Source organism: Pauljensenia sp. UMB3104 (assembly GCF_030217285.1).
Classification (GTDB): domain Bacteria; phylum Actinomycetota; class Actinomycetes; order Actinomycetales; family Actinomycetaceae; genus Pauljensenia.
Map to the genome: position 1 here is coordinate 21760 of NZ_JASONN010000012.1, position 23272 is coordinate 45031.

Consider the following 23272-nt stretch of genomic DNA (forward strand, 5'->3'; position numbering starts at 1 on the left):
ACAGTGCGTATGAACGCACAGTATCACATGAGGAGCATCGCCAGGCGCGTACGTGCCTTGGAAACCTCGGGCGTCGATCCCGCGACACGGAAGAGGTCCAGGAGACGCAGGCGCAGCGCGTCGCGCTCCTCGGTATCCGTGGAGGCGGCCAGCAGGTCAAGCAGCACGTCAAAGGCACCGGAAGCATCGCCCGCGGCGAACAGCGCATCCGCACGGGCCGCGGGGTCAGTGGTATCGGCTGTGGCACTGCGGGCGGCCAGGCGCACGCGCGACAGGTGAGACTTCGCATCCTCGTCGCGCGGATTCAGCTCGATAACTTTCTCCCAACCCGCGATGGCCTCGTCGAGGTTACCGGCGGCCTCGGCGGCCAGCGGGGCCTCGTGCTCGGGCGGAGTAGGAGCGACCGTATCTTCGGCGGCCACGGCGATGCGCGCCGTGATGCCCATCTGCGTCGCAGCCTCGAGGACCTGCGAAATGACGGGGAGCACCTGCTCCTTCGCTGCGCCGCCCTGGAACAGCGGAACGGGACGCCCACCCACGAGAGCGACCACCGTGGGCACGCCCTGAATCTGGAAGGCCTGAGCGATCGCGGGAGCCTTGTCGATATCAACCTCGACCAGCTGGAACTTCCCCCCGTTCTCACGCGCGATCTCTTCGAGCATGGCCAGGGTGGGCTTGGACTCGAGCGAACGCGGCGACCACATGACCATGATAACCGGCACGGCCTGCGAGGTGGACATGACGTCCTGGAAGTTCTCCTCGTCCGTGGTGGTGATGAGCGGGATGTGCAGGCCCTCCCCCGCTGCCGGAGCGCTCTCCTGCGCGGCGCCAGGAGTGCTCTGGCGGGCCGAGAGGTCGACGGCTCCGTGCGAGTCTGCGGGCATGGGCGTCGCCTCGGATGCGGGACGGGGGTCAGGCGTGGTCATGATGGTCCTCTTCGTGGCTGAAGTGTTTCTATCAACGATGATATGCGTCGTCCCCGCGACTCAAAGACACGGGGACGACATGTGCGCTGTGGGTGAAAATCAGCCCGGGCTGGAGGAAGGATCCAGCGCCACGGACACGATCGTGTACTCGCCGCCGACGACCTGAGGGGTTCCACCGGCAGTCTTCGAAGGGATGCGCATGAGGACGGTCGCCAGGTAATCCGCGGTTGCCGTCCCCTCCACCGTCGTGCCACCAGGGCTCATCGTCGCGGTCTTTCCACCCAGGTTCATCGTCGCGCCTGCGACGGTGCGCTGGTAGGTCAGGGTGTACTTGAAGTTGGCGGCGACGAGAGCCGAACCATCCTGCAGGACCAGTCCCGAGATCGGGTAGTCCGTCGCGGTCGCCGCGGCAGTCACGGAGCCTGCGGCGCTCACCGACGAGTTCAGGTCGCTGATGCCCGTCAAGTAGGTCTTCGTGAAGTCGTCCGCGGGGAACTGCGACGTATCCTGGCTGCCCGAGTTGAGCATCGTAATGTACTGCGACAGAGCGGCCTGCGGACTCACGACGAATCCCTCGGAGTCGCCGGTCACGTAAGCCGAGCCAGTGCCGACGGGCGGCAGCGTCAGCTGGGTGCCGCCGAGCAGTCGCGCGTAGTTCGTCAGCTGGTAGTCCGAGCGCGCCGAGTCCTGCACGTACACCTGCAGGACGGGCAGTGCCGTCGTGGAGGACGCGGAGATGTTAAAGATCGCGCGCGGCCACGAATCGGAGTTCGTGATCGCCAGGGACGCCGGGGTAAAGTCCAGGGCCTGCGGGGCCTGGCCCGAGGCCGTGGCCAGCGCGTACTGAGCGGTGCGGTAGGCCAGCGCCCCCTGGGAAACGCGGCCCGACAGATCCTGTGCGTTCAGCGACGCGTCTGCGGTCGTCATGGCGCTGCCCGTCGCGTCGAGGACGGAGGAGATGCGCTCGAGATCCAGGTTCGCGGCGCTCTGCGTCTCCTCGCCCGACTGGGCGACGATCTCGTTGGAGCATGCGCTCAGCCCGAGCGTCGATGCCATCAGGAGGGCGGCGGTCGCTACCGCTGCGGTCCGTCTCTTCATCACTTGCCTTCCTCGCGGTCTTTGAGCCAACCGGACATGATCGAGGTCCAGCCGCCGGTCTTCGACGCATCGTCATCAGGCGCCGAGGTCGGAGCGGCAGGTTCGGCCGTGCGAGGACGCGTGACCGGAATCAGGCCCGTGTTGAATTCCTGGCCGTCAACGACGACCGTCTGCTCACCGTTGTTGCGGGCCTCACGCAGCGCGCGACGCGAGGGAAGCGTGCGACCGCCACGAATACCGGACAGGTCGATGACGCCGGTATCGGTCGTGGCGCGCTCGGGCGGATCCTGATCGATCGGCCCATTGTCGAGGCCGTGGCGTCCGCGACGCTCGAAGGTGTCCGTGAGCGGGTCGGGAACGTACTCGTCCTGGGGCGCCGACTCGGCTGCGGGCTTGCCGGTGTTTTCTTCGACGGCAGGCGCACTCTCTTCGGCGGCACTGCTGGCGTCCTGAGAGCGCTCGTCAACGAGGGGTGTGCCCTGCGCGGGCTGCTCTTCGACCGGGGTATCACCTGCGGGTTCCTCGCCAGTCGGCGTGTACGCGGCCGCACCCCACTGCGCCTTCTCCTCGGCCTGCTTCTCATCGGGAGCGGAACCAGCTAAATCCTTCGAGGAATCGGCCTCATTGACGGCCTCGGCGTCCTTGACGGGAGCCTGGACGGGAGCAGGTGCCGGGGACGAGTCACGGGCGGCGGCGATACGCTCCGCGACAGCCGCGGAGTTAATCGACGATGTCTCCAGGGAATCCGCCTTACGGCGCTCTTCGATGCGGGCCTCGCGGATCTTGCGCAAACGCAGGAGCTGCCAGCGCGTGAGGAACAGCGCGAGAGCGATCAGCGCGAAGACACAGGCAGCCAGGAAAGCGATGATTGCCAGGGTGTTGGTCTGTTCGACCTGCCACGTCAGGGTCAGCGTGAGGTCGCCCGGACCGGCCGCGGAGGCAGCCAGAGCGGAACGACCGGACGGAACGTTCTCCAGATCCAGGCTGACGGTCCCCTGACCGCTGGCCTGCTTGAACCACATATCGGACGAAGCCAGCTGCGCCACCAGGTCGGCGGAAGTCGGATCGGCGAGGGGCTGGGCACCCGACTGGACACCGGACTGAGCGCCCGACTGAGCGGGCGTGGAAGGAGCTGCGGGGACAGTTTGACCAGAGGCGACCGCAGCGTGAGACTCAGCCTTGAGCTTCGTGCGATCCGACTCGACGCCGATGACCTCGGTGTAGGCCGCATCGCCGATCCAGCCCTTCACATCCTGCGTCGTGCCAATGCTCAGAGTCACGGGGGCGCCGGACTTCGACGTCGCGGTGACCGTCACGTCATCCTTCACGATCGACAGCACGTTGCCGCGGGTCATGATCAGATCCGTCGCAGATTCAACGGACGACACCTGATGCGTCGGCGGCCGCAGCACGGTCACGCCGAGCAGCCCGACGAGCACGCATACAAGAGCGACAACGCCCATTGACGATGCCGCCATGTATCGCTTAAAGAGTTCCACGGTTGCTCCTCACGTCCAATGCCCACACTGCGGGCATTCTTCAGTCCCCACTTTACGTGCTCACCGCGAGCATGGCCGAATCCGCACCCCGGGCAGTGATACATCACATCCGCACGTCACAGCGGTCGCAGGCCACGACGCCAACACTCCGAGTGCCAGTGACGGCGACCGTCAACACCCTGAGGGAGGCCAAAAGGTGCCTCTTCAGGCCACGCAACGATGTGGGCGCTGCCCTGCGGAATCGGACGCAGGCAAGCCGGGCAGGTATATTCCTTGGCCGCGCTGGGAAGACGACGCACCTGATAGTCCAGCCCGTCCGGTCCTCGCTCCGTACGCGGCACGGAGGCGAGGCGCTCCATCTGCAATGGACGCGCCTCGCCCCACGGTCGTTTCTTGCTTCGTTTGCCTCTCACGCAACCACAGTGCCACGTCGCCAGACGCGGCGCACGGTGAGGTCGTCATCGACCTCGACGATGTCAGCCTTCTTTCCGACTGCGAGAGACCCAATCGTGTCGTCACCCAGGATCGTGGCACCCTGCACGGAGGCCATGTACACGGCGTCGACAAGCGGGATCCCACCCTTGGTGACGGCAACGCGCACGCAGTCCATCAGGTGGGCCGTTCCTCCGGCAATGGCATTGCCCTGAGCCAGGCGGGCAACTCCATCCTTGACGATGACGTCCTGGGGGCCGAGCGTGTACTCGCCATCGGCCATTCCAGCGGCCGCCATCGCGTCGGTAATGAGGACGACGTGCTCGCGGCCGACCAGCTCGTACACGTCACGCACGAGCGTGGGATCGACGTGGATGGAGTCGCAGATCAGCTCGGCGACGGCGCCGCCGCGCGCAGCGTCCGAGAGGAATTCGGCGATCGGGCCGGTGTCGCGGTGGTGCAGCGGGCGCATGCCGTTGAACAGGTGGGTGATCGTCGCACGGGGGCCTCGCTTGGTCTCCGTCTGCGCGAAATGCTCACGCGAGTAGGCCAGAGCCTCGCGCGCCTTCACCGAGTTGGAATCCGTGTGGCCCCAGGAAGGTACCGCTCCCCCATCGATAAGGGCCTCGGCAACCGAACCGGGACCGTAGGCATTGGGCTTCTCAGGGGCCAGCGTCATCGACAGCGCGTAGCCCTGGCAATCATCAATCAGCGTGCGAGTCAGGTCCGCGTCGGGATCAACGATGTAGGTCGGATCCTGCGCACCGCAGCGCTCATGAGAAACGAACGGCCCCTCAAAGTGGATGCCGGCGAGCTCGTCAGCCTTGGCCAGCTCAGCCAGGGTCTTCGCGCGCGCTCGCAGCACCTCAGCGGAAGCGGTCACGCACGACGCAACGAGCGAGGTCGTCCCATGACGACGATGCTCGAGGACAGCCACGAGGGCCGCCTCTTCAGTCTCAGCATTGGGGAAGGACTCTCCACCGCCACCGTGGCAGTGAACATCGACGAGGCCGGGAAGGTAGGTCGAATCGCTGGCCTCAGGCACCTCGCCCTCATAGTCGGAAACGGGACACACACGGGTAATAGTCGCGCCGTCGAACTCGATGATTCCGTCCTCAACGACGGTATCCTCCAGAACAAGGCGGCCACGCAGCACAGAAATAGTCATACACACATTGTGGCACACATGACACTTTAGCGCTGTGTCTCGGACAACCATTTCTCCCAGTCGCCGAACGCCCGTCGCGCCGATTCCTCATAGGTCCCGCAGCCGTCGGCGCTCACAACCTGGCTGCCGGGGGCGCGCACGGCAACCAAGCGTCCACCTGCAACCGCAATCGGACGAAACATCCCGTTCTTCGCCGGGCAGATCAAAGCCTCGCCCGCCTGGTCCGTCAGACAGGAACGGTCCTTATAGCCGACATGCAACTCGTCAAATGAGGGCAGCGCGAGCATCGCCTCGGCCTCATCGCTGGAGGCTTCCACAAGGTCAGCGAGGTCAGCGCGAGCCAGGCCACCTTCAAACTCCGCGATGGGCAAGCCGATGCTGCTCCCCGCCTCGCGCGCCCCGGCCATCGCCCGACGTGCCTGTGTGAGAGTCAACCCGGTCCACCTGGCCAGGTCGGCCTCGTCAATAGGACCGTGCCCCCAAGCGTAACGCGCGGCCAAAACCGCGAGGGCTTCGTCGTGCCCGCTTTCCCCCTGCGCGACGCCCGGTGCACCAGGCAGCCCTCGCGCATCAACCATGAGATGCTCCCCCGCGCGCAGAGGACCTCCGGCGAGCACCCCGTCCAGGTGCAGGCGCATGACGAGATGGCGGCGCCGCAGACCCGCCTGTGAGGACGACGCCGTCACAGTGTCAATGCCGCTGTTCTCCCACGCCTCGACGAGCTCAACGCGGCTCACTCCCCCGGGCGAGTTCTCCAGCAGGTCACACGCGACCTGAGCCGCGCGGTCGACGATCGCATCCGACAGGCCCAGAGAAGACGCCTGACGTTCCCACGCTGCACGCCGATGGCGCAGCAGGCGCCGCAGCCAGTGGTGGTCGCGCCCGCTCGTCACGTGCGCGGTCCCGCGCATCGGCCACGACCGAACGAGGGCACCCGAGTCGAACGCGGCACTGATCTGTGCCCGTGGCACGCCCACGCAGCGCACGCCGATCGCCCACGGGATCGCGCTCGCCTGCTGGCCTTGCAGCGCCAGGAGATTCTCCACGGCATCCAGCGGCGAGCGCGCCGCGGTCGCTGAGACGAGACCCTGGGCGACAATTCGCCCAAGGCTCACGCGCCGGGACAACGTCATCAGAACAGGCGAGACTCGGGGTCATCCACCCCGCGCATCGCGTCGTAGTCGAGGACCACGCAGCGAATCCCACGGTCCTGCGCCAGGGTGCGCGCCTGCTTCGTGATCTCCTGGGCTGCGAAAATACCGGTCACATCGCCGAGGAGCGCATCGCGCCCCAGCAGCGACAGGTAGCGCGTGAGCTGTTCGACACCGTCAATACCACCGCGGCGCTTGACCTCGATCGCCACGTGGTTGCCATCCGCGTCGCGCACCATCAGGTCCACCGGGCCCACGGGGGTGGGAAACTCGCGGCGCACCAGCTCCCAGCCCTCACCAAGAATCTGGGGCACCTGCTCCGCAAGAAGCTCCTGCAGGTGCGCCTCCACACCGTCCTTGACGAGGCCCGGGTCGACGCCCAGGTCCTCGGTCACGTCCGCGATAATCTCGTGGATACGAATGATGAGCTTGTCATCGGTCTTATCGGCCTGAACCGTCCAGACCTGCTCGACGCCTTCTTCGTCGTCGCCGGGCTCGCCCATGGAGACCGTACACGGCGCCGTCATCCAGTTCAGCGGCTTGTATGAGCCGCCCTCGGAGTGGATGAGCACCGACCCGTCACCCTTGAGCATGATGACGCGCTTAGCCGGATCCAGGTGGGCGCTCAGCCGACCGGAGTAATCAACGGTGCAGGAAGCAATAACAATACGCACCCCGCGAGCTTACCAACCTTGCTCACACGAGGCGCGGAGGACCGGACTCCACCCAGGAGACCAATCCGTTATATGTCAGGCGTTCCACGGCAACCTCGTAACGATGCTCACCATACGCCAGGCGCACCTCGACCACTGAACCGTCAGCCGAGTGCGCAATCGGAGCCGAGACCTCCATGCCCCGACGCGGGATCGAATAGACCGGCTTGAAGCTCAGTCCCACGAGGCGGTACCAGGACAGTTCCTCGACGCCGTACACGCCGATACCAGCCGTCCACCCCGCATGTACGTCCGGACGCGACCAACACCGAAACGCCCCCAAACGCGAAACGATCCTGCGGGCGCGCACATTCATGTACGCCCACAGGATCGCCCCGACACACGCGAGGAGAACCACACACCAGATCACGATCATCATCAGGCTCATGAGGTCCTCCTCGCGTAGCGTCGAATTACTGTTCTGTCACTGTAGCGTGATCAGCCACAACCGTGACGAAATCCGAGTCGACTGAGGCGAATCCCCCACTGACCTCGAAAGACATGACCTCGGACGCGCACGTCACCGTCACGGTACCCTCGCCCATCTGGGCAAGCAGCGGCTGGCGGCCGGGCAGAACGCCCAGGCTTCCATCCACCGTCGGCACCTGAACAGAGAGCGCCGCACCGTGCCACAGTCGTCCCTCGTGGGAGACGACCTCGACCTGCAAGGACTTACCCGATGCCATCAGGCTTCCTTGGCCAGCTCGTGAGCGTTACGCTCCAGGTCGTCGATGCCACCGCAGTTGTAGAAGGCCTGCTCCGGAACATCGTCGTAGTGGCCCTCGGCAATGCGCTTGAACGCCTCGATGGTCTCCGACAGCGGCACGGTCGAGCCGGGCACGCCCGTGAACTTCTCAGCCATGTACATGTTCTGCGAGAGGAACTGCTCAATGCGGCGCGCACGCGCGACCGTCACCTTGTCGTCCTCGCTCAGCTCGTCGACACCGAGGATGGCGATGATGTCCTGCAGCTCCTTGTTCTTCTGCAGAATAGCCTTGACGTGCGTGGCGACGTCGTAGTGCTCGCGGCCCACGAGGGCCGGGTCGAGGATACGCGAGGTCGAGGCCAGCGGATCCACGGCGGGGTAAATACCCTTGGCCGCAATCTCGCGGGAGAGCTCGGTCGTCGCGTCCAGGTGAGCGAAGGTCGTCGCCGGAGCCGGGTCGGTGTAGTCGTCGGCGGGAACGTAGATCGCCTGCAGCGAGGTGATCGAGTGGCCGCCAGCCGAGGTGATGCGCTCCTGAAGCAGACCCATCTCATCGGCCAGGTTGGGCTGGTAACCCACGGCGGAGGGCATGCGGCCCAGCAGCGTGGAGACCTCGGAACCCGCCTGGGTGAAACGGAAGATGTTGTCGATGAACAGCAGGACGTCCTGGTGCTGAACATCGCGGAAGTACTCCGCCATGGTCAGGCCCGTCAGGGCGATGCGCAGACGCGTGCCCGGCGGCTCGTCCATCTGCCCGAAGACGAGGGCGGTCTTATCAAAGACGCCCGCCTCTTCCATTTCGCCGATCAGATCGTTGCCTTCACGGGTGCGCTCGCCGACGCCGGCGAACACGGAGACGCCGCCGTGGTCCTGAGCCACGCGCTGAATCATCTCCTGGATGAGGACGGTCTTGCCGACGCCCGCGCCACCGAAGAGGCCGATCTTGCCACCCTGCACGTAGGGGGTCAGCAGGTCGATGACCTTGATGCCGGTCTCGAACATCTTGGTGCGCGCCTCGAGCTGATCGAAGGCCGGGGGCTGGCGGTGGATCGGCCAACGCTCCTTGACGTCAAGGGTCTCGCCCTCTTCGAGGTTGAGGACATCGCCGGTCACGTTGAACACGTGGCCCTTGGTGACATCACCGACGGGGACGGAGATCGGTGCACCGGTGTCCGTAACGGGTGCACCACGAACGAGGCCGTCGGTCGGCTTCAGCGCGATCGTACGCACGAGGTTATCGCCCAGGTGCTGGGCAACCTCAAGCGTCATCGTGAAGGACGACTCACCCTCACCCTGACCGGCAAGGTTCACCTCGACGGTCAGCGCGTTGTACAGCGGCGGGATGCGGTCCGGGGGAAACTCAACGTCGACGACAGGGCCGACGACGCGGGCGACGCGTCCCTCGGCAATTGCTTGGGTATCAGTCATAGTGTTACTCCGTGTCTCGAAGGGCTTAGCTCGCGCCCAGAGCGTCGGCCCCGCCCACGATTTCGGTAATTTCCTGGGTGATTTCCGCCTGGCGGGCCGAGTTCGCCAGACGCGTGTACTTGGTGATGAGTTCCTGCGCGTTGTCCGTCGCCGTATGCATGGCGCGTTGACGCGATGCGAGCTCGGACGCTGCGGACTGGAGCAGCACGTTGTGGATGCGCGCCTCCACGTAAAGAGGCAGGAGCGTATCGAGCACGGCCTGGGCCGACGGAATGAACTCGTACTCGGGCTGAGCCGATGCAGGGTCGTCCGCGAAGCCGCGCTCAGTCGTGCGTTCCTCGTCCGATTCGGGGGCATCCACAACCGTCAGCGGGAGCATCTGGCGCACTTCGGGCACCTGGCTCATGACGGTCTTGAAACGCGTGTAGACGAGGTGCAGCGCACCGACGCCCGTGTCAGGATCGGGGTCCATGAAGCGCTCGAGCAGCACCTGCGCCATCTCGCGTGCAGTGTCGGGAGAGGGCGAGTCAGACTCGCCTTCCCACTCCCGCTCAATGGTGACACCGCGGAAGCGGAAGTACGCCGACGCCCTGCGTCCAAAGGTATAGAGAACGGGCTCGTAGCCATCCTCACGCAGGTCCGCGATCAGCTTCTCCGACTCACGCAGGATGGTCGCTGAGTAGGCTCCGGCCATACCGCGATCCGATGCCACAACCAGGACGGCGACACGACTCGTGTCCTCACGTTCCTCGGTCAGCGGGTGGTCGAGATCCGTGTGGACCGCAACCGCCGCGACCGCCTGGGTCAGGGCCTTCTCGTAGGGCCCCGCCTCAGTGGCAGCGCGCCGCGCCGCACCAATGCGAGACGCAGCGATCATCTCCATGGCGCGGAAGACCTTCGCGAGCGTCGTCGTCGAGGCGATACGCTGCTTGTAGATCCTCTGCTGTCCGCCCATCGCTTAGGCCTTCTCGTTCGTGCGACCGCGCGAGATCTCCTCGCGGGTGCGCTCAGCCACGACCTCGCCATCCTCCAGGTCTGCAGCGCCACGCCCGGCGCTGATCCACTGGTGATGGAACTCCTCGACGGCGTTCTTGAGCGCTTCCTCCGTCTCGGAGGTCAGGTCGCCGGTCGCCGCGATCGTGTCGAGCACGGTCGAGTTCGCGTGCAGGTGGTCGAGCAGGCCGCGTTCGAAGCGCAGGACGTCCTCGACCTCGATGTCATCGAGGTAGCCCTTGGTGCCCATCCAAATCGACGCAACCTGATCCTCCATCGCGTACGGGGTGGACTGGGGCTGCTTGAGCAGCTCCATCAGGCGTTCACCACGCGTCAGCTGACGGCGCGTCGCCGCATCCAGGTCGGAGGCGAACATCGCGAAGGCGGCCATGGAGCGGTACTGCGCGAGCGTCAGCTTGAGCGTACCGGCGACCTTCTTCATCGCCTTGGGCTGGGCGGCACCACCGACACGGGACACGGAGATACCCACGTCGACGGCAGGACGCTGGTTCGAGTTGAACAGGTCGGACTGCAGGAAGATCTGGCCGTCGGTGATCGAAATAACGTTCGTCGGAATGTAGGCCGACACGTCGTTCGCCTTGGTCTCGATGATCGGCAGGCCGGTCATCGAACCGCCACCCAGGGCGTCGGAAAGCTTTGCACAACGCTCGAGCAGACGCGAGTGCAAGTAGAAGACGTCACCGGGGTAGGCTTCGCGGCCCGGCGGGCGACGCAGCAGCAGCGACACCGCACGGTAGGCCTCGGCCTGCTTGGACAGATCGTCGAAGACGATGAGGACGTGCTTGCCCTGGTACATCCAGTGCTGGCCGATGGCGGAACCCGTGTAGGGAGCCATGTACTTGTAGCCTGCGGGATCCGAGGCCGGGGAGGCGACGATGGTCGTGTACTCCATGGCGCCGGCATCCTCCAGCGTGGAACGCACGGAGGCGATGGTCGAACCCTTCTGACCGATCGCCACGTAGATGCAGCGAACCTGCTTATTCGGGTCGCCGCTCTTCCAGTTGTCGCGCTGGTTAAGGATCGTGTCGAGCGCGATCGCCGTCTTACCGGTCTTGCGGTCGCCGATGATCAGCTGACGCTGGCCACGGCCAACCGGGATCATCGAGTCGATGGCCTTCAGGCCGGTGGCGAGGGGCTCGTGCACGCTCTTACGTGCCATGACGCCGGGGGCCTGCAGTTCGAGTGCACGACGCCCATCCAGGTCCGTGATATCACCGAGGCCGTCAATCGGGCGGCCGAGGGGGTCGACCGTGCGGCCGAGGTAGCCGTCACCGACGGGGACCGAGAGAACTTCGCCCGTGCGGTGCACGACCTGGCCCTCTTCAATACCGCCGAAGTCACCGAGGACGACGGCGCCGATCTCGCGCTGGTCGAGGTTCATGGCCAGGCCCAGCGTCCCGTCCTCGAAACGCAGCAGCTCGTTCGCCATGGTGCCGGGCAGGCCCTCGACGTGCGCGATACCATCGGCCGTTTCGATGACGTGACCCACCTCTTCGGTGGCCACGTCCGCCGGACGGTAGGACTCCATAAAGGAGTCCAGTGCTCCGCGGATTTCCTCCGGGGAGATGCTGAGGTCAGCCATGAGGATTCCTAACTAAGAAAAGAAAATTGTGTGTGTATGAGAGGTACTAGCTGGCGATCGCGGTACGCGCAGCGGCGATACGAGTGGCCAGCGAGGCGTCAATCGCGCTCATGCCCGCGCGCAGGCGGAACCCACCAATGACCTCGGGATCAATCGAGATCGCCAGGTCAACGGCAGTGCCGTAGCGCTTCGAGAGGATGGCGCGCAGACGCTCAACCTGGGCGTCGCTCATCGGCGCGGCCGTAGCGACCGTGACGAAGAGTCGGTCCTGCATGGTGGCAGCCCACTGGGCGTAACGGCGCAGGTTGTGGAGCAGACGACCGTGGTTCGAGCGACCGACCGCACGGCGCAGCAGGCGCATCGTCCAGACGCTGACCCGCTGACCAAAGAGCTTGGTGGCGATATCCCCACGCTCATGGGAGTTGCCCTTGGCCGTATCCGACAGACGAACACGCACCTCGCGGTGGTGCGCCAGGAAATAACGAACCTGGAACAGCTCCTCACGGACCTGATCGAGGGCGCCGTGGGAACCCGCCGCATTGAGCACACCGAGAATGCCGAGCACTTCAAGCGCGTCGGCGACGTCGGCCGGATGGCGCCAGTGGTCCGCGACAACGCCGTTGACGACGGACATCGTCGCCTGCGTGACGTGGGAGCCGAACGCGTCGGACACCAGGCCCTGCTTATCTGCGACCGACCGCGCCGGGTCGGTCACTGCACGCGCGAGACGAGTGTTCTCCTTGAACAGGTCGGCCAAACCGAAAAAATCCTCGGCCACCCGCATCGCGTCGGTACCGGGTACGGCAAGCGCCGCCGCCAGATCCTTCGCAAAGGGGACGGACTCGATCGTGCGCATCTGTGTCATCGCTTCTCCTCAACCAGCGCGGAGTCGGCCTCGAGCTCGTCAAGGAAGCGATCAACCACGCGGGAGGTCAGCGCCGTGTCGGTAAGCTGCTCACCAATGATCTTCTCTGCCAGCTCAGAGGCGAGAAGGCCCACCTCGGAGCGCAGGGAGATCTGCGCGGCCTGCTTTTCAGCGAGGATCTGACGCTGCGAGGCCTCGACGATACGGTTAGCTTCGCTCGTTGCCTCGTGACGGGCGGCCGCCACAATGGCCTTCGCTTCGTCGTTGGCGCGCTCACGGATGGTGTGCGCCTGCGCGTGCGCCTCACGAATGATCTCCTCGCGCTCGCGCGCAGCGGCAGCCTGATCGGCCTTCGCTTGCTCGGCGGCGCCGAGGCCCTCCTCAATCTTTGCAGCACGCTCGTCCATCGTCTGGTAGATGCGAGGCAGCGCGTAGCGTCCGACGAGGAGCAGGACGATAAGCAGAACGACAGCCGACCAGAAAATCTCATACAGCGGCGGCAGGATGACGGCGAGGCCGCCGACCTCCTGGTCCGCAGCGGCGACAATCTGGTGCATGGCGATCACTTAACGATGAGCGGCATAACGAAGCCGATGAGGCCGAGGGCCTCAACCATGCCGGCGCCGATAATCATGTTGGTGAAGAGACGGCCAGCAACCTCGGGCTGACGGGCGGTCGCTTCCTGGTTCTTGCCGACCATGATGCCGATACCGAGGCCGGGGCCCAGGGTGGCGAGGCCGTAGCCGATGTAGGCGAATGCTGCGGTTCCCATAGTGGTTTCCTTCTGTTAGTAACGCCGGGTGGCGTTGGGGGTCAGTGATGTTCGACGGAAAGCTTGATGTACACGGTCGACAGGATCGTGAAGATGTATGCCTGCAGGAAGGCCACGAAGACCTCGAAGCCGGTCATCACGAACATGGCGGCACCGGTCAGCGCGGAGGCGGCAGACAGGACGGAGAGTTCGTGGAGCAGAATTGCCGTCCCGAAGTAGGTCATGCCGAGCAGCAGATGTCCGGAGATCATGTTGCACAGGAGTCGCAGCGTCAGCGTGACGGGGCGAACAATGAAGTTCGACAGGAACTCGATCGGCGTGATCAGGAGGTACATCGGAACGGGCAGCCCAGGCGGGAAGAGCTGGGATGCGAAGAAGCCGCCCACTCCCTGCTTGCCGATGCCCGCACCGATGAAGGTGACGTACGTGATGAGAGCGAAGAACATCGGAACGGCGACCACCGACGAGGCGGCGATGTTGATGCCCGGGATGATGCCCGCGATGTTCATGGACAGGACACCGAAGAAGAGGAAAGCGATGAAGCCGGAGAACTTGCGGCCCGTCTTCGGACCCAGCATGTCGAGGGCGACGTTGTCGCGGATGTAGCCGGCGATGGCCTCGACGGCCATCTGTCCGCGGGTCGGAACCAGCTTGGAATTGCGCGCGACGAGGACGAGAACCACGCACACGAGCAGACCCATAATGACGCGGGCAAGCGTCAGGCGGTTGAATTCAAAGAATGTTCCCTCACCGAAGATCACGGTCGGGAAGAAGTCCTCAAGAGCCGGCTGGTGAGGGTGCTGCGTGAACGCCGGGTAGGCGGTCAGGGCAATGACGATGAGGAGGATCGCGAGGCTCACCCAATACCAGCGCGGCTTAGGCGCGGTGCGGCGAGCAGGCGCGTGATCGGACACTGAATGTGCCTCCTTCATCTCAACTCCATTGGCTTGTCTCTGCTGTCATAGCAACTTTACCCATTCTACACAGAGATGGGAGTCCCCGGCGCGCGCAAGGGTTACTCAGTGTCGTTCGGTACGTCGACGTTCATCGTCCGCTTGCGCATCATGACGACCATCTCCACGCTCGAGGAAACGATAATGGCAACAATTGTCCCGATCGCGCCGATGCGCACGTCGATTCCTAGAGCACGTGGGACGTACAGGCCAAGAGCGAGAAGTCCTATCTTCGCCGCGTACCCGCCACTGACCCATCCGATGAAACGGGAGGGGGAACGCAGTGCGCGGGAGGTGAAAAACCACTGCGCGACACAGATGATGACGATCATGAGGACGGCAAGCAGGTAGCTCATGCGGAAAGCTCCTCGTGGACGGTGTCTTCCTTGGGAAACTCTCGGGTCGTCACGGCCACGCCAACCGCCGCCGCGACAACAGCAACAAAGGCGACGCTCCACCATTCGAAGACGAGGAGACCGACGGCCGGCACGCAGACGATGGCGGTCCACATCCACAGGATCGCGACAACTCCGCGGTGGGAGTGTCCAGCAACGAGCAGGCGATCATGGAAGTGCGAGCGGTCTGCGACGAATGGGCTTTTCCCACGGCTCATGCGACGGATCGAGGTGACGACCAGGTCGAGGACCGGCATGAAAATGACGGACAGCGGCAGGATGAGGGGCAGCGCGGACACAATCATCTGTTGGCGGCCCAGCAGCGTCGGATCGATCTTGCCAGTGACAATGATGCCGGCGCCGGCCAGGACGAGTCCCATGGTCTCCGCTCCCCCGCCCATCATGATCGAGGAAGGGTGGAAGTTAAACCAGAGGAAGCCCGCGCACACGCCAAGCAACGCGATCACGATGAGGCTTGCAGTCGTCGCGTAGGAAGCCGCTCCCATCAGTCTGGTGATGATGTAGGAGTAGACGAAGAAAGATCCCGCGCCGATCGCAATCATGCCCGCTGCCAGGCCGTCGAGACCGTCGATAAAGTTGACGGCGTTCATGATGCCGACGATGAAGAAGACGGAGACGAAGAGCCACAGGCGCGAGGAACCGAGCGTGATACCGAAGATCGGGAAGGACGCGAGTTGGACGCCTCCGAAGGCCATACCGCCGGCGATCAGCACCTGGCCACCGAGCTTAGCCATCCAGTCCAATTCGATAATGTCGTCAATGATGCCGAGGATGCACATGGCGGCGGCGCCGGCCATGACGGCCCATGGGACTGTTGTCGTAAACAGGGGTGCCATGTAGGGGATGCGTGAGGCGACCAGCATGGTCACGATCAACGCGATGGTCATGGCGACACCGCCCAGGCGCGGGATCGGTGTCTTTTGAAGGTCGCGGCCGCGCAGAGGGGGCAGGATGTTGAAGCGCAGACACGTCCAGCGAACGACAGGGGTGAGCAGAATCGTCAGAGCCATCGCAATGGCACCGAGCAGGAGGTAGACCTTCACGAAGCGCTCCCCTGCACGGGTGCGATAGCGACGCCGGCGCCAGCGCTCAGGTCATCCAGCGAGATCGTTCCCAGCCGCAACGCGCGCGGTGCGTCGTGGGCAAAGTCCACGATCGACGAGGCCGTGGATCCCTCGGTGGGTCCGCCGTCAAGGTAGGCGGCAACGCGTGCACCGAAATACCCGATGGCCGCCTCCACGGACGTCGCCGGAGGTTGCCCTGTCAGGTTCGCTGACGTCACGGCCATGGGCCCGAAGTCGCGCAGCAGTCGCAGGAGCGCGCCTTGGTTCGGCATGCGCACGCCGATCGTTCCGCCGGTCTCACCGAGATCCCACCCGAGGTCGGGGCGGGCTCGCAGAATGAGTGTGAGTCCGCCGGGCCAGAAGGCACGCGCGAGCGTGCGGGCGGCATCGGGAACATCGACGCACAGCGAGTCGATCGCTTCGACGGATGCAACGAGAACGGGGGGTGGCATCTGCCGTCCGCGTCCTTTCGCGGCCAGCACCGCGGCGACGGCCTCGGGATTCGCGGCGTCAGCTCCGATGCCGTACACGGTGTCCGTGGGAACGACGAGGAGGTTCCCGTCGCGCAGTTCCTGCTGGGCGCGCGCCAGGTCGGCCTCGCTCAGTGAGGGGGCTGCGCGCAGGATCGTCTCAGTGCTCATCGTTGTCATTGTGTCACGGTTGCGGTGGGCTTCGTCGAACGGGGCGCGCGAGCACGCAGGAAGCGCGAGCGTCCCACCAGGTCAGGCAACGTCTCCACGTCGACAAATCCAGCTGAGCGAGCGGCGTCGCGCAACGCCGCATCCTGGCTCGGAGAATGCTCCATCAGCAGCGTGCCGCCGGGACGTAGCAGGGTTCGGGCGCGACGAATGATACGCACGGGAATCGCCGTACCGTCCGAGCTACCGCCGTACAGGGCGACGTGAGGATCCGCGCTCGCCTCAGGCTGAGTCGGCATCTCGTCTGCCGGCACGTAGGGCGGGTTCGTCACGACGACGTCAACCATCGCGTCAAGGTGGGACAGGGTTGCGCGCGCCGTGGCATCTGCACGCTCGAGATGTACGCTGCGCGCTCCGACGAGATCCCGGTTTCGACACGCCAGGGCGAAAGGATCCGCTTCCTTCTCAACCGCCCACACCTCGGTGCATGCTGCCTCCAGGGCGACGGCGAACGCGATGGCACCCGATCCCGTACACAAATCGACCACGCGCGCCTCTCCGCGCTCACGCACGATAGCCCCGGCCTCGTCGATGGCGAGACCGGCGAGAACTTCGGTCTCGGGACGCACGATGAACACGCCGGGCACCGACTGAAGCGTGAGCGAGCGAAAGAACATGCGACCGGTGACGTGCTGGAGCGGGATACGCAGGGCCCGCTCCCCCACCCCGGAGCGCAATTTCTCGGCCTGTTCCTCGTTCAACTGCGTCGGCAAGTCCCACTGGGACGAGGCGTCGCACGCCCACTCCAGCAGCTCGCGCACGTCCGCGTCGACGGATTCAATCCCGGCAGCGCTCAGGCGCTCCCGAGCCCAGGATCGGGCCTCGTTCAAGGGCCATTCGCTCATGTCGCCTCCCGTCATGACTGCGCGGCAGCGGCCAAACGCTCGGCCTCATCAGCTTCCTGCAGCGAAGCGATAACGGCATCGAGCGCGCCCGACAGGACCGCGTCGAGGTTGTGTGCCTTAAAGCCCGTGCGATGATCCGCGATCCGGTTCTCCGGGAAGTTATAGGTACGGATACGCTCCGAGCGGTCCACGGTGCGCACCTGGGAGAGGCGCTGAGCCGAGGCCTCGGCCTCTTTCTTCGCTCGCGCCTCCGCGGCCAGGCGCGATGCAAGCACGCGCAGAGCGGCTTCTTTGTTCTGCAGCTGCGACTTCTCATTCTGCATCGACACGACGATGCCGGAGGGCAAGTGGGTGATACGAACGGCCGAATCCGTCGTGTTTACCGACTGCCCGCCGGGGCCGCTCGACCGATACACGTCGATACGCAGGTCGTTCGGGTCGATGACGATCTCCTCGTCGTCCTCGATCTCCGGCATCACGAACACGCCGACGGCACTCGTGTGGATGCGACCCTGGGACTCGGTCACGGGAACGCGCTGCACGCGGTGCACGCCGCCCTCATACTTCAGGTGAGCCCACACGCCCTCATCGGGGGCGGGCGTGCCCTTCGCGCGGATCGCCAGGGTGATGTCTTTGAAGCCGCCGAGCTCCGTATGGGTCGCACTCATCTCGGTGACACTCCAACCGTGCGCCTCGGCGTAGCGACCGTACATGCGCGCCAGATCGGATGCGAAGAGCGCGGACTCTTCGCCGCCCTCGCCGGCCTTGATCTCGAGAATGACATCCATCGCGTCCTCAGGATCACGAGGGGCCAGGATCTTGACGAGGGCCTCGTGGGCAGCAGTTTCCTCTTCTTCGAGGGCGGGAATCTCGTCGGCGAAGGACCGGTCTTCGGCCGCGAGCTCACGGGCAGCCTCAAGATCTCCCGAGGCAGCAGCGAGCCGATCTGCGGCGGCCTTCACGCGACCAAGTTCAGCGTAGCGGCGTCCCACGCGGCGCATCAGCTGCGGGTCCGCCAACGTCTGGGGATCCGCCATCTGCGCCTCGACCTGCTCGTATTCCTCCAGCAGCGGTCCAAGGGCGCCGAGCTCGTCCGTCGCAGCCACTATTCACCACATCCTTCGATCCGTACAGTTGACAAAGCGGCGGCGCCGTCGGCCATCAGGCCAACGACACCGCCGTTGAGCTAGCTGCTCACCCTCACTTCGAGGGGCGCACGCGCTTGCCGTAGCGAGCCTCGAACTTGGCGACGCGGCCGCCGGTGTCGAGGATCTTCTGCTTGCCCGTGTAGAACGGGTGGCAGGCCGAGCACACGTCCACGCGCATCTCACCGGAGGTGATGGTGGAACGGGTGTGGAACTTGTTGCCGCACGTGCAGGTCACGACGGTGTCCACGTATTCGGGGTGAATACCCTTCTTCATGGAGTTTCTCCTGGATCGTTTGGTGCCCCGGGTCCGGACATGCAGCGTCCCCCGCATCTGGCGGGGACTCACCTTCCAGCGCGCCAACAAGCGCCTGGGGCATGCCGGTGAACCGGTAAGCCGACACGACATTATCGCACACGCACCCTTCCCCTTCAATGAAGAAAGGAAGCAGCACACGTGAGATCCGCAATGGGCGCACAACACGCATGGCCACCCAGACTCCCCGTGAGCACGAGGTCGGCTCACAGGACCGCGCTTAGCGTGTCCGCCCGTCCGGACCGATGTTCGCGGCGGACGTCAGGTAGTTCGCCCGCGATGATCCGTACCGCGAGGTTCCATCCCACACAAGGTAACGATGAAGATACGCGGGAGGCACGTAGACGGTGGCGTTAAACGCTGTGAACAGGGCGGTGGAATGAGCCGCACTACCCTTGAAATCAATACCCGCACTGTTTGCAGTCAGGCGAATCGCCTGGGCGGGATTGTAGGTATACGTCATGCCGGAGATGCGGTACGCGCCCAGGTAGAGGGTCTCGTTGGTGCGCAGCTTCTCCCCCGCGCCCCTTCTCCAACGCTTATACCGCCTCTGCCCGATCGTGGACGTGTCGGTTGCGAGAGCCACCTCGATCAGTCGCACCAGGCGCACTCTGGCCTCGTCAGCGATCTGATCGAGCTGCGTCAGCGCCTCGGCGGGGTCCATCTGCGCACGTTCAATGCTCGCCGCTAGATCATGCACAGCCAGGCGCTGCTCATTGACCCACGCCACGAGGGACGCCGCTGCGCTGAGAACCATCGGCTCTCGACTGCGCCGCTGGACACTTTCCGTGAGGGTCTCGAGGACGGTCAGGTCCTCGTAGACCACCCCTGTCTCGTTATCCCATATCCCGCGCCAGCTGGGAGCAAGCGCGAAGAGATCGCGAGCCGCCATCATCGCGACGTGCGCATCCATCAGACCGTGGAAATGCTCGACGATCGCATCCATCTCCCGTGCCGTTGCCGCACTCAGCGAAGCGAGGAACGGAACCGACGACCCCGAAGCGATCCGGGCGCGCAGCTTGTCGCGTTCGGCGCAAGCAGCCTCCCAGCGCGCGGCGAGCCCGCGGTAGTAGCGCCCAGATTCCAGGAGCGCAACGCAGCTGCGCTCGACGTCCTGATGCCGTTTCTCCAATGGTTCCCACTCGTCGCAGGCCCGCCTGAGGTTATCGCGTGCCTGGCGGCGCAGCATCCATCCGCGCCCCCAGAGCACGATACCCATGAACGAGGTGACCCACGCGTACCATGCCGGCCACGCAAGAATCTGCGGCACATCCACGGCGGACGCGATCACAAACCACGCGGGAGTCACAAGGAACAGAAGCATGCCCGCCAGGATGCGCAGAAATCCGCGCGCGCATCGCCAGAACATGCCCGGGCGCGCAGGAGCGTTATCCAGCCCACCTGTCTCGAAGGATGTCATGCCTCCACTCTGGCATGCTTCGTCCCCATCCGCTCGGCGCCTTGATGTCCATCAGAAGGACGAGGAGGAACCGGAGCCCGAGAAACCACCCGAAGAGGAACCGTAGTTCGCGCTCGACGTGCTCGACGAGGTAGTGCCGCTAGAGATCACATATTCGTCGAGATACAGGGGCCTCACGTAGATGTAGCTGTCGTAGTCTTTGAAACGACTCGACGTGTTGGCCCGGTATGCCGCGAGGTTAACACCGGCGGAATTCGCGGTCAGTCGAATCGTCGACGCCGGGTTGTACTCGTGCGTGGCTCCCTGGCTGAGGTAGGAGCCTTTGTAGAACATCTCGGCTGCATTCACGAGTTCGGTCGGTGGGCTCTGCCACCTCGCGTAACGTAGTCTCCCCTCCGTCGAGGAATCGAGCGCTAGCGCACTCGTCACCACGTCCGCCAGGCGCGTGCGGCTCTCATTCGCGATTCGGTCGAGTTCTTCGAGAGCCTGAGCCGGGGTGACCTCGGCGCGCTCGAGACGGGTGCCGAGGCCGAGCAGCAGCGCACGTTGCTCATTCGTCCACTGGAACAGCGACTTGGTGGCCCCGTGCACCTTGGGGTTCTTCACGTGGTCGCGCACCGTGACCCCGACGTTATCGACTGCTTGCAGATCCTCGAAGATCGGACCAACCTCGTTGTCCCAGATGGCGCGCCAGCCGGGCCTCAGCGCGAAGAAATCACCTGCCGCCATGATCGCATGGTCCGCGTCCGCTAGTGCGCGTAGATCCTCAAGGATCTCATCCGTCTCGTCCGACGCCTGCGCGCTCAGCGTTCCCAGGAAATGCGTCGATTGCGTCTGCGCAATCCGCTCCCGAACCCTCTCGTATTCGGCGCGCGCAGATTCGTAGCGCGCGGACAGACCGCTCGTGTAGTCCCCGGCTTCGAGGAGAGCGACGAACGCGCGCTCGACCTCACCGCGGCGCCTCTCCAAAGCCTGCCACTCCTCGGCCACTTTGCTCGCGTTCTCGCGCGTCTTACGGTGCAGGCTGTTTCCACGCGCGAGAATGCCGATTCCCGCGAGGGTGGCGAGCGCGCCCTTCCAGTCGGGCCACACCGGCCGGTTCTCCAGGCTCATCCCGGCCTCGTTGGGCATGATGGACGCCGCCGTGCTGACCGCCGCAACCACACCTTGGCTCCAGCGCCCCTCGCGGAAATCATCCTTCGCGGCGTCCTGAATCTCGCTCTGGATCGACAGAACCGGCGCAATATCTTCACCGAAATAGGTGCCGACCTGTCGGTGCGTGGGAGACACCGCGAGGATGAAGTAGCCGTCGGCCCATTTGTAGCCGTTGCGCGCAATCCACTCGGGATGCTTCGCGCGCGCATACTTCAGGGTCGCCTCGTCCAAGTTATCATCAGTCAGGTTGTCCGTGGACAAGACGACGAGGTGGATGGGGCGCAGAAAGCCGATCCCCTCCAGGGCGACGCTGAGCGGGCGGCCGTCGACGCTCTGGAAGCTGCTGGTTTCGTCGCGGACCTCCACAACGGGTGAGACGAGGCTCGTCGCCGAGGCGGTCGGCTGCGAGTATTCGTATGCTGCCACCGCCAACCAAGCGGGCGTGAAGAGGACCAGAATAGCCCCCAGCACGATACGCAGGAGACCGCGTACATCCAGCCGAGTATTCCGGGAATTCTGGCTCGTGGGATCTGAGTTCATTGCATCGCTCGTCGAAGACGTCATACCTTCACTCTGACATGACGGTCAGGCTCACGCACGGTGGCACCAGCATTTTCGAGACGCAGCAACGGCGCAACCGGCCCCCACCACCCACTCAGTCCGAGGATGAGCCGTCGCCTGCCGTATCCACGTCGCCAGTCACGTATCGATCAAGATACATCGGCAGTAGATAGATGGATGCGCGGCCAGCCGTCAGGACACCGGTCGCCGGTGCTGGCAGCCCGTTCAGGTCGACGCCTGCGGAGTTTGCAATCAGTCGGATCGTGGCTGCCGGATTGTACTCGACGTCAGTGTCTGCGTCCTCGCTCCAGTAGACCCCGTCGTACTCAGCGTTAGCCGCGGTCAGGCTGATTCCCGTGCCCTTCCACCGCGCGTAGCGTGCGCGTCCCTGCGACGAGGCATCGGTGGCGAGAGTCGCCTCGATGAGCTCGGCGGTGCGCGCTCGCGCCTCGTTGGCTATCCGGTCGAGTTCTTCCAGCGCCTGGGCAGGACCGAGCTGCCTGCCCTCGAGGCGTTCTCCCAGGCTGATCACCGTGTCCTTGTCATCCCCCAGATGTTCTCGGAACGCCTCAATGTCCGTCAGGATGTGCGGATCCGTGCAGATTGCTTCGAGGCTGTCTGCGACGTCATCGAGGACGTCCAAGTCTGCGATGATCGGGCCAATCTCGTTGTTCCACACATTGCGCCAGCCGGGCGCTAGGTCAAACAAGTCGCGCGCCGCCATGATCGCGGTATCCGCATCCGCCAGGCCGGCCATCTGCGCAAGGATCTCATCCTCTGCCCCTCCCGATGCCTCGCTGAGCGATGCGAAGAAACCGGGCGACCTGTACTCCTCGATTCGAGCGCCAACCCTGACGCGTTCGGCTCGGGCACACTCATAGCGGGCCATGAGCCCGCTCTCGTAGTGCCCGGCGCCGACGAGCGCGGAGAACACGCGCTCAACCTGCGCCCGCTGCTGTTCCAAGGATGCCCACGTCTGCGCGATCGTCGTCATTTTCCGACGCCTCGAGCGCCGACAACTGACCCCTCCCCACAGCACACCGATTCCGCACAGCGCCATAACCCAGCCGGTCCAATTCGGCCAGTCAACCGCCTCCCCCATCCCATGATGGGCCTGCTCGTAGATCGCGATTAGCAGCTGAAGGGGAGCCGTCAGCGAGAGAAAGAGACCGATAACGAGGCGCAGAAATCCGCGCGCAGCACTCCAGGATCGGCGCGAGGTACCCCGTGGCGCCCGCGAATTGGCCGCATTCGGTGTCATGTTCACCATGCGCCAATTCTGGCACAGGCCTTATCAGTTGTCCGGTACTCGCACGTACGTCTCAACAGAAAACGGGGCGAGCGG

Annotated in this window: 25 protein-coding genes; all 25 read right to left on the reverse strand. The window is 64.7% G+C overall.

Annotated elements, in window-relative coordinates; genetic code table 11:
- Nucleotides 1-23: 23 nt before the first annotated feature.
- The gene (locus QP415_RS07005; protein ID WP_285099540.1) at nt 24-926 is read right to left on the reverse strand and encodes a tetratricopeptide repeat protein; all 903 of its coding nucleotides are present in this window, start codon (nt 924-926) and stop codon (nt 24-26) included.
- A gap of 99 nt (nt 927-1025) precedes the next feature.
- Entirely contained in the window at nt 1026-2024 is a 999-nt protein-coding gene (locus QP415_RS07010; RefSeq protein WP_016461153.1) for a hypothetical protein, read from the reverse strand.
- A complete protein-coding gene (locus QP415_RS07015; protein ID WP_285099563.1) occupies nt 2024-3487 on the reverse strand; it encodes a hypothetical protein in 1464 nt (487 codons plus the stop codon). The genes QP415_RS07010 and QP415_RS07015 overlap by 1 nt, the downstream gene beginning before the upstream one ends.
- 152 nt (nt 3488-3639) lie before the next feature.
- Nucleotides 3640-3882 carry a hypothetical protein gene (locus QP415_RS07020; protein WP_285099564.1) on the reverse strand — a complete coding sequence of 81 codons (243 nt, stop codon included), beginning with the start codon at nt 3880-3882 and terminating at the stop codon, nt 3640-3642.
- A 50-nt stretch (nt 3883-3932) separates the two neighbouring features.
- Nucleotides 3933-5123, reverse strand: coding sequence for an N-acetylglucosamine-6-phosphate deacetylase (locus QP415_RS07025; protein ID WP_285099541.1), 1191 nt, complete (start codon nt 5121-5123; stop codon nt 3933-3935).
- A 26-nt stretch (nt 5124-5149) separates the two neighbouring features.
- Nucleotides 5150-6256 carry a DNA glycosylase AlkZ-like family protein gene (locus QP415_RS07030; RefSeq protein WP_285099542.1) on the reverse strand — a complete coding sequence of 369 codons (1107 nt, stop codon included), beginning with the start codon at nt 6254-6256 and terminating at the stop codon, nt 5150-5152.
- Nucleotides 6256-6948, reverse strand: coding sequence for an endonuclease NucS (gene nucS / locus QP415_RS07035; RefSeq protein WP_285099543.1), 693 nt, complete (start codon nt 6946-6948; stop codon nt 6256-6258). Before nucS ends, QP415_RS07030 begins: the two co-directional genes overlap by 1 nt.
- Before the next feature lie 22 nt (nt 6949-6970).
- On the reverse strand, nt 6971-7375 hold the full coding sequence (locus QP415_RS07040; RefSeq protein WP_016461158.1) for a DUF2550 family protein: 405 nt from the start codon (nt 7373-7375) through the stop codon (nt 6971-6973).
- A 25-nt stretch (nt 7376-7400) separates the two neighbouring features.
- A complete protein-coding gene (locus tag QP415_RS07045) occupies nt 7401-7673 on the reverse strand; it encodes a F0F1 ATP synthase subunit epsilon (RefSeq protein ID WP_048674782.1) in 273 nt (90 codons plus the stop codon).
- Nucleotides 7673-9121: a F0F1 ATP synthase subunit beta gene (gene atpD / locus QP415_RS07050; RefSeq protein ID WP_048674779.1), complete on the reverse strand. Its 1449-nt coding sequence runs from the start codon at nt 9119-9121 to the stop codon at nt 7673-7675. Before atpD ends, QP415_RS07045 begins: the two co-directional genes overlap by 1 nt.
- 25 nt (nt 9122-9146) lie before the next feature.
- Complete coding sequence (locus tag QP415_RS07055) at nt 9147-10076, reverse strand: F0F1 ATP synthase subunit gamma (RefSeq protein WP_048674776.1); 930 nt, start codon at nt 10074-10076, stop codon at nt 9147-9149.
- Between the two features lie 3 nt (nt 10077-10079).
- On the reverse strand, nt 10080-11717 hold the full coding sequence (gene atpA, locus QP415_RS07060; RefSeq protein ID WP_016461162.1) for a F0F1 ATP synthase subunit alpha: 1638 nt from the start codon (nt 11715-11717) through the stop codon (nt 10080-10082).
- 46 nt (nt 11718-11763) lie between these two features.
- The gene (locus QP415_RS07065; protein WP_285099544.1) at nt 11764-12582 is read right to left on the reverse strand and encodes a F0F1 ATP synthase subunit delta; all 819 of its coding nucleotides are present in this window, start codon (nt 12580-12582) and stop codon (nt 11764-11766) included.
- A complete protein-coding gene (atpF, locus tag QP415_RS07070) occupies nt 12579-13139 on the reverse strand; it encodes a F0F1 ATP synthase subunit B (RefSeq protein WP_021610561.1) in 561 nt (186 codons plus the stop codon). Before atpF ends, QP415_RS07065 begins: the two co-directional genes overlap by 4 nt.
- Before the next feature lie 5 nt (nt 13140-13144).
- Complete coding sequence (gene atpE / locus QP415_RS07075; RefSeq protein WP_285099545.1) at nt 13145-13354, reverse strand: ATP synthase F0 subunit C; 210 nt, start codon at nt 13352-13354, stop codon at nt 13145-13147.
- A gap of 41 nt (nt 13355-13395) precedes the next feature.
- Entirely contained in the window at nt 13396-14286 is an 891-nt protein-coding gene (gene atpB / locus QP415_RS07080) for a F0F1 ATP synthase subunit A (RefSeq protein WP_193389154.1), read from the reverse strand.
- 83 nt (nt 14287-14369) lie between these two features.
- On the reverse strand, nt 14370-14663 hold the full coding sequence (locus tag QP415_RS07085) for a hypothetical protein (RefSeq protein WP_048776536.1): 294 nt from the start codon (nt 14661-14663) through the stop codon (nt 14370-14372).
- Nucleotides 14660-15766, reverse strand: coding sequence for an MraY family glycosyltransferase (locus tag QP415_RS07090; RefSeq protein ID WP_285099546.1), 1107 nt, complete (start codon nt 15764-15766; stop codon nt 14660-14662). Before QP415_RS07090 ends, QP415_RS07085 begins: the two co-directional genes overlap by 4 nt.
- Nucleotides 15763-16437, reverse strand: a complete 675-nt coding sequence (locus QP415_RS07095) for an L-threonylcarbamoyladenylate synthase (RefSeq protein ID WP_285099547.1) — start codon at nt 16435-16437, stop codon at nt 15763-15765. Before QP415_RS07095 ends, QP415_RS07090 begins: the two co-directional genes overlap by 4 nt.
- Complete coding sequence (locus QP415_RS07100; protein WP_285099548.1) at nt 16434-17330, reverse strand: N5-glutamine methyltransferase family protein; 897 nt, start codon at nt 17328-17330, stop codon at nt 16434-16436. The genes QP415_RS07095 and QP415_RS07100 overlap by 4 nt, the downstream gene beginning before the upstream one ends.
- An 11-nt stretch (nt 17331-17341) precedes the next feature.
- Nucleotides 17342-18436, reverse strand: coding sequence for a peptide chain release factor 1 (prfA, locus tag QP415_RS07105; protein WP_016461170.1), 1095 nt, complete (start codon nt 18434-18436; stop codon nt 17342-17344).
- A gap of 94 nt (nt 18437-18530) precedes the next feature.
- The gene (gene rpmE, locus QP415_RS07110) at nt 18531-18752 is read right to left on the reverse strand and encodes a 50S ribosomal protein L31 (RefSeq protein WP_016461171.1); all 222 of its coding nucleotides are present in this window, start codon (nt 18750-18752) and stop codon (nt 18531-18533) included.
- Between the two features lie 259 nt (nt 18753-19011).
- Entirely contained in the window at nt 19012-20211 is a 1200-nt protein-coding gene (locus QP415_RS07115) for a DUF5129 domain-containing protein (protein ID WP_285099549.1), read from the reverse strand.
- Between the two features lie 51 nt (nt 20212-20262).
- Complete coding sequence (locus QP415_RS07120) at nt 20263-21837, reverse strand: DUF5129 domain-containing protein (RefSeq protein ID WP_285099550.1); 1575 nt, start codon at nt 21835-21837, stop codon at nt 20263-20265.
- Nucleotides 21838-22021: 184 nt separating this feature from the next.
- Entirely contained in the window at nt 22022-23113 is a 1092-nt protein-coding gene (locus QP415_RS07125) for a DUF5129 domain-containing protein (protein WP_285099565.1), read from the reverse strand.
- Nucleotides 23114-23272: the final 159 nt, after the last annotated feature.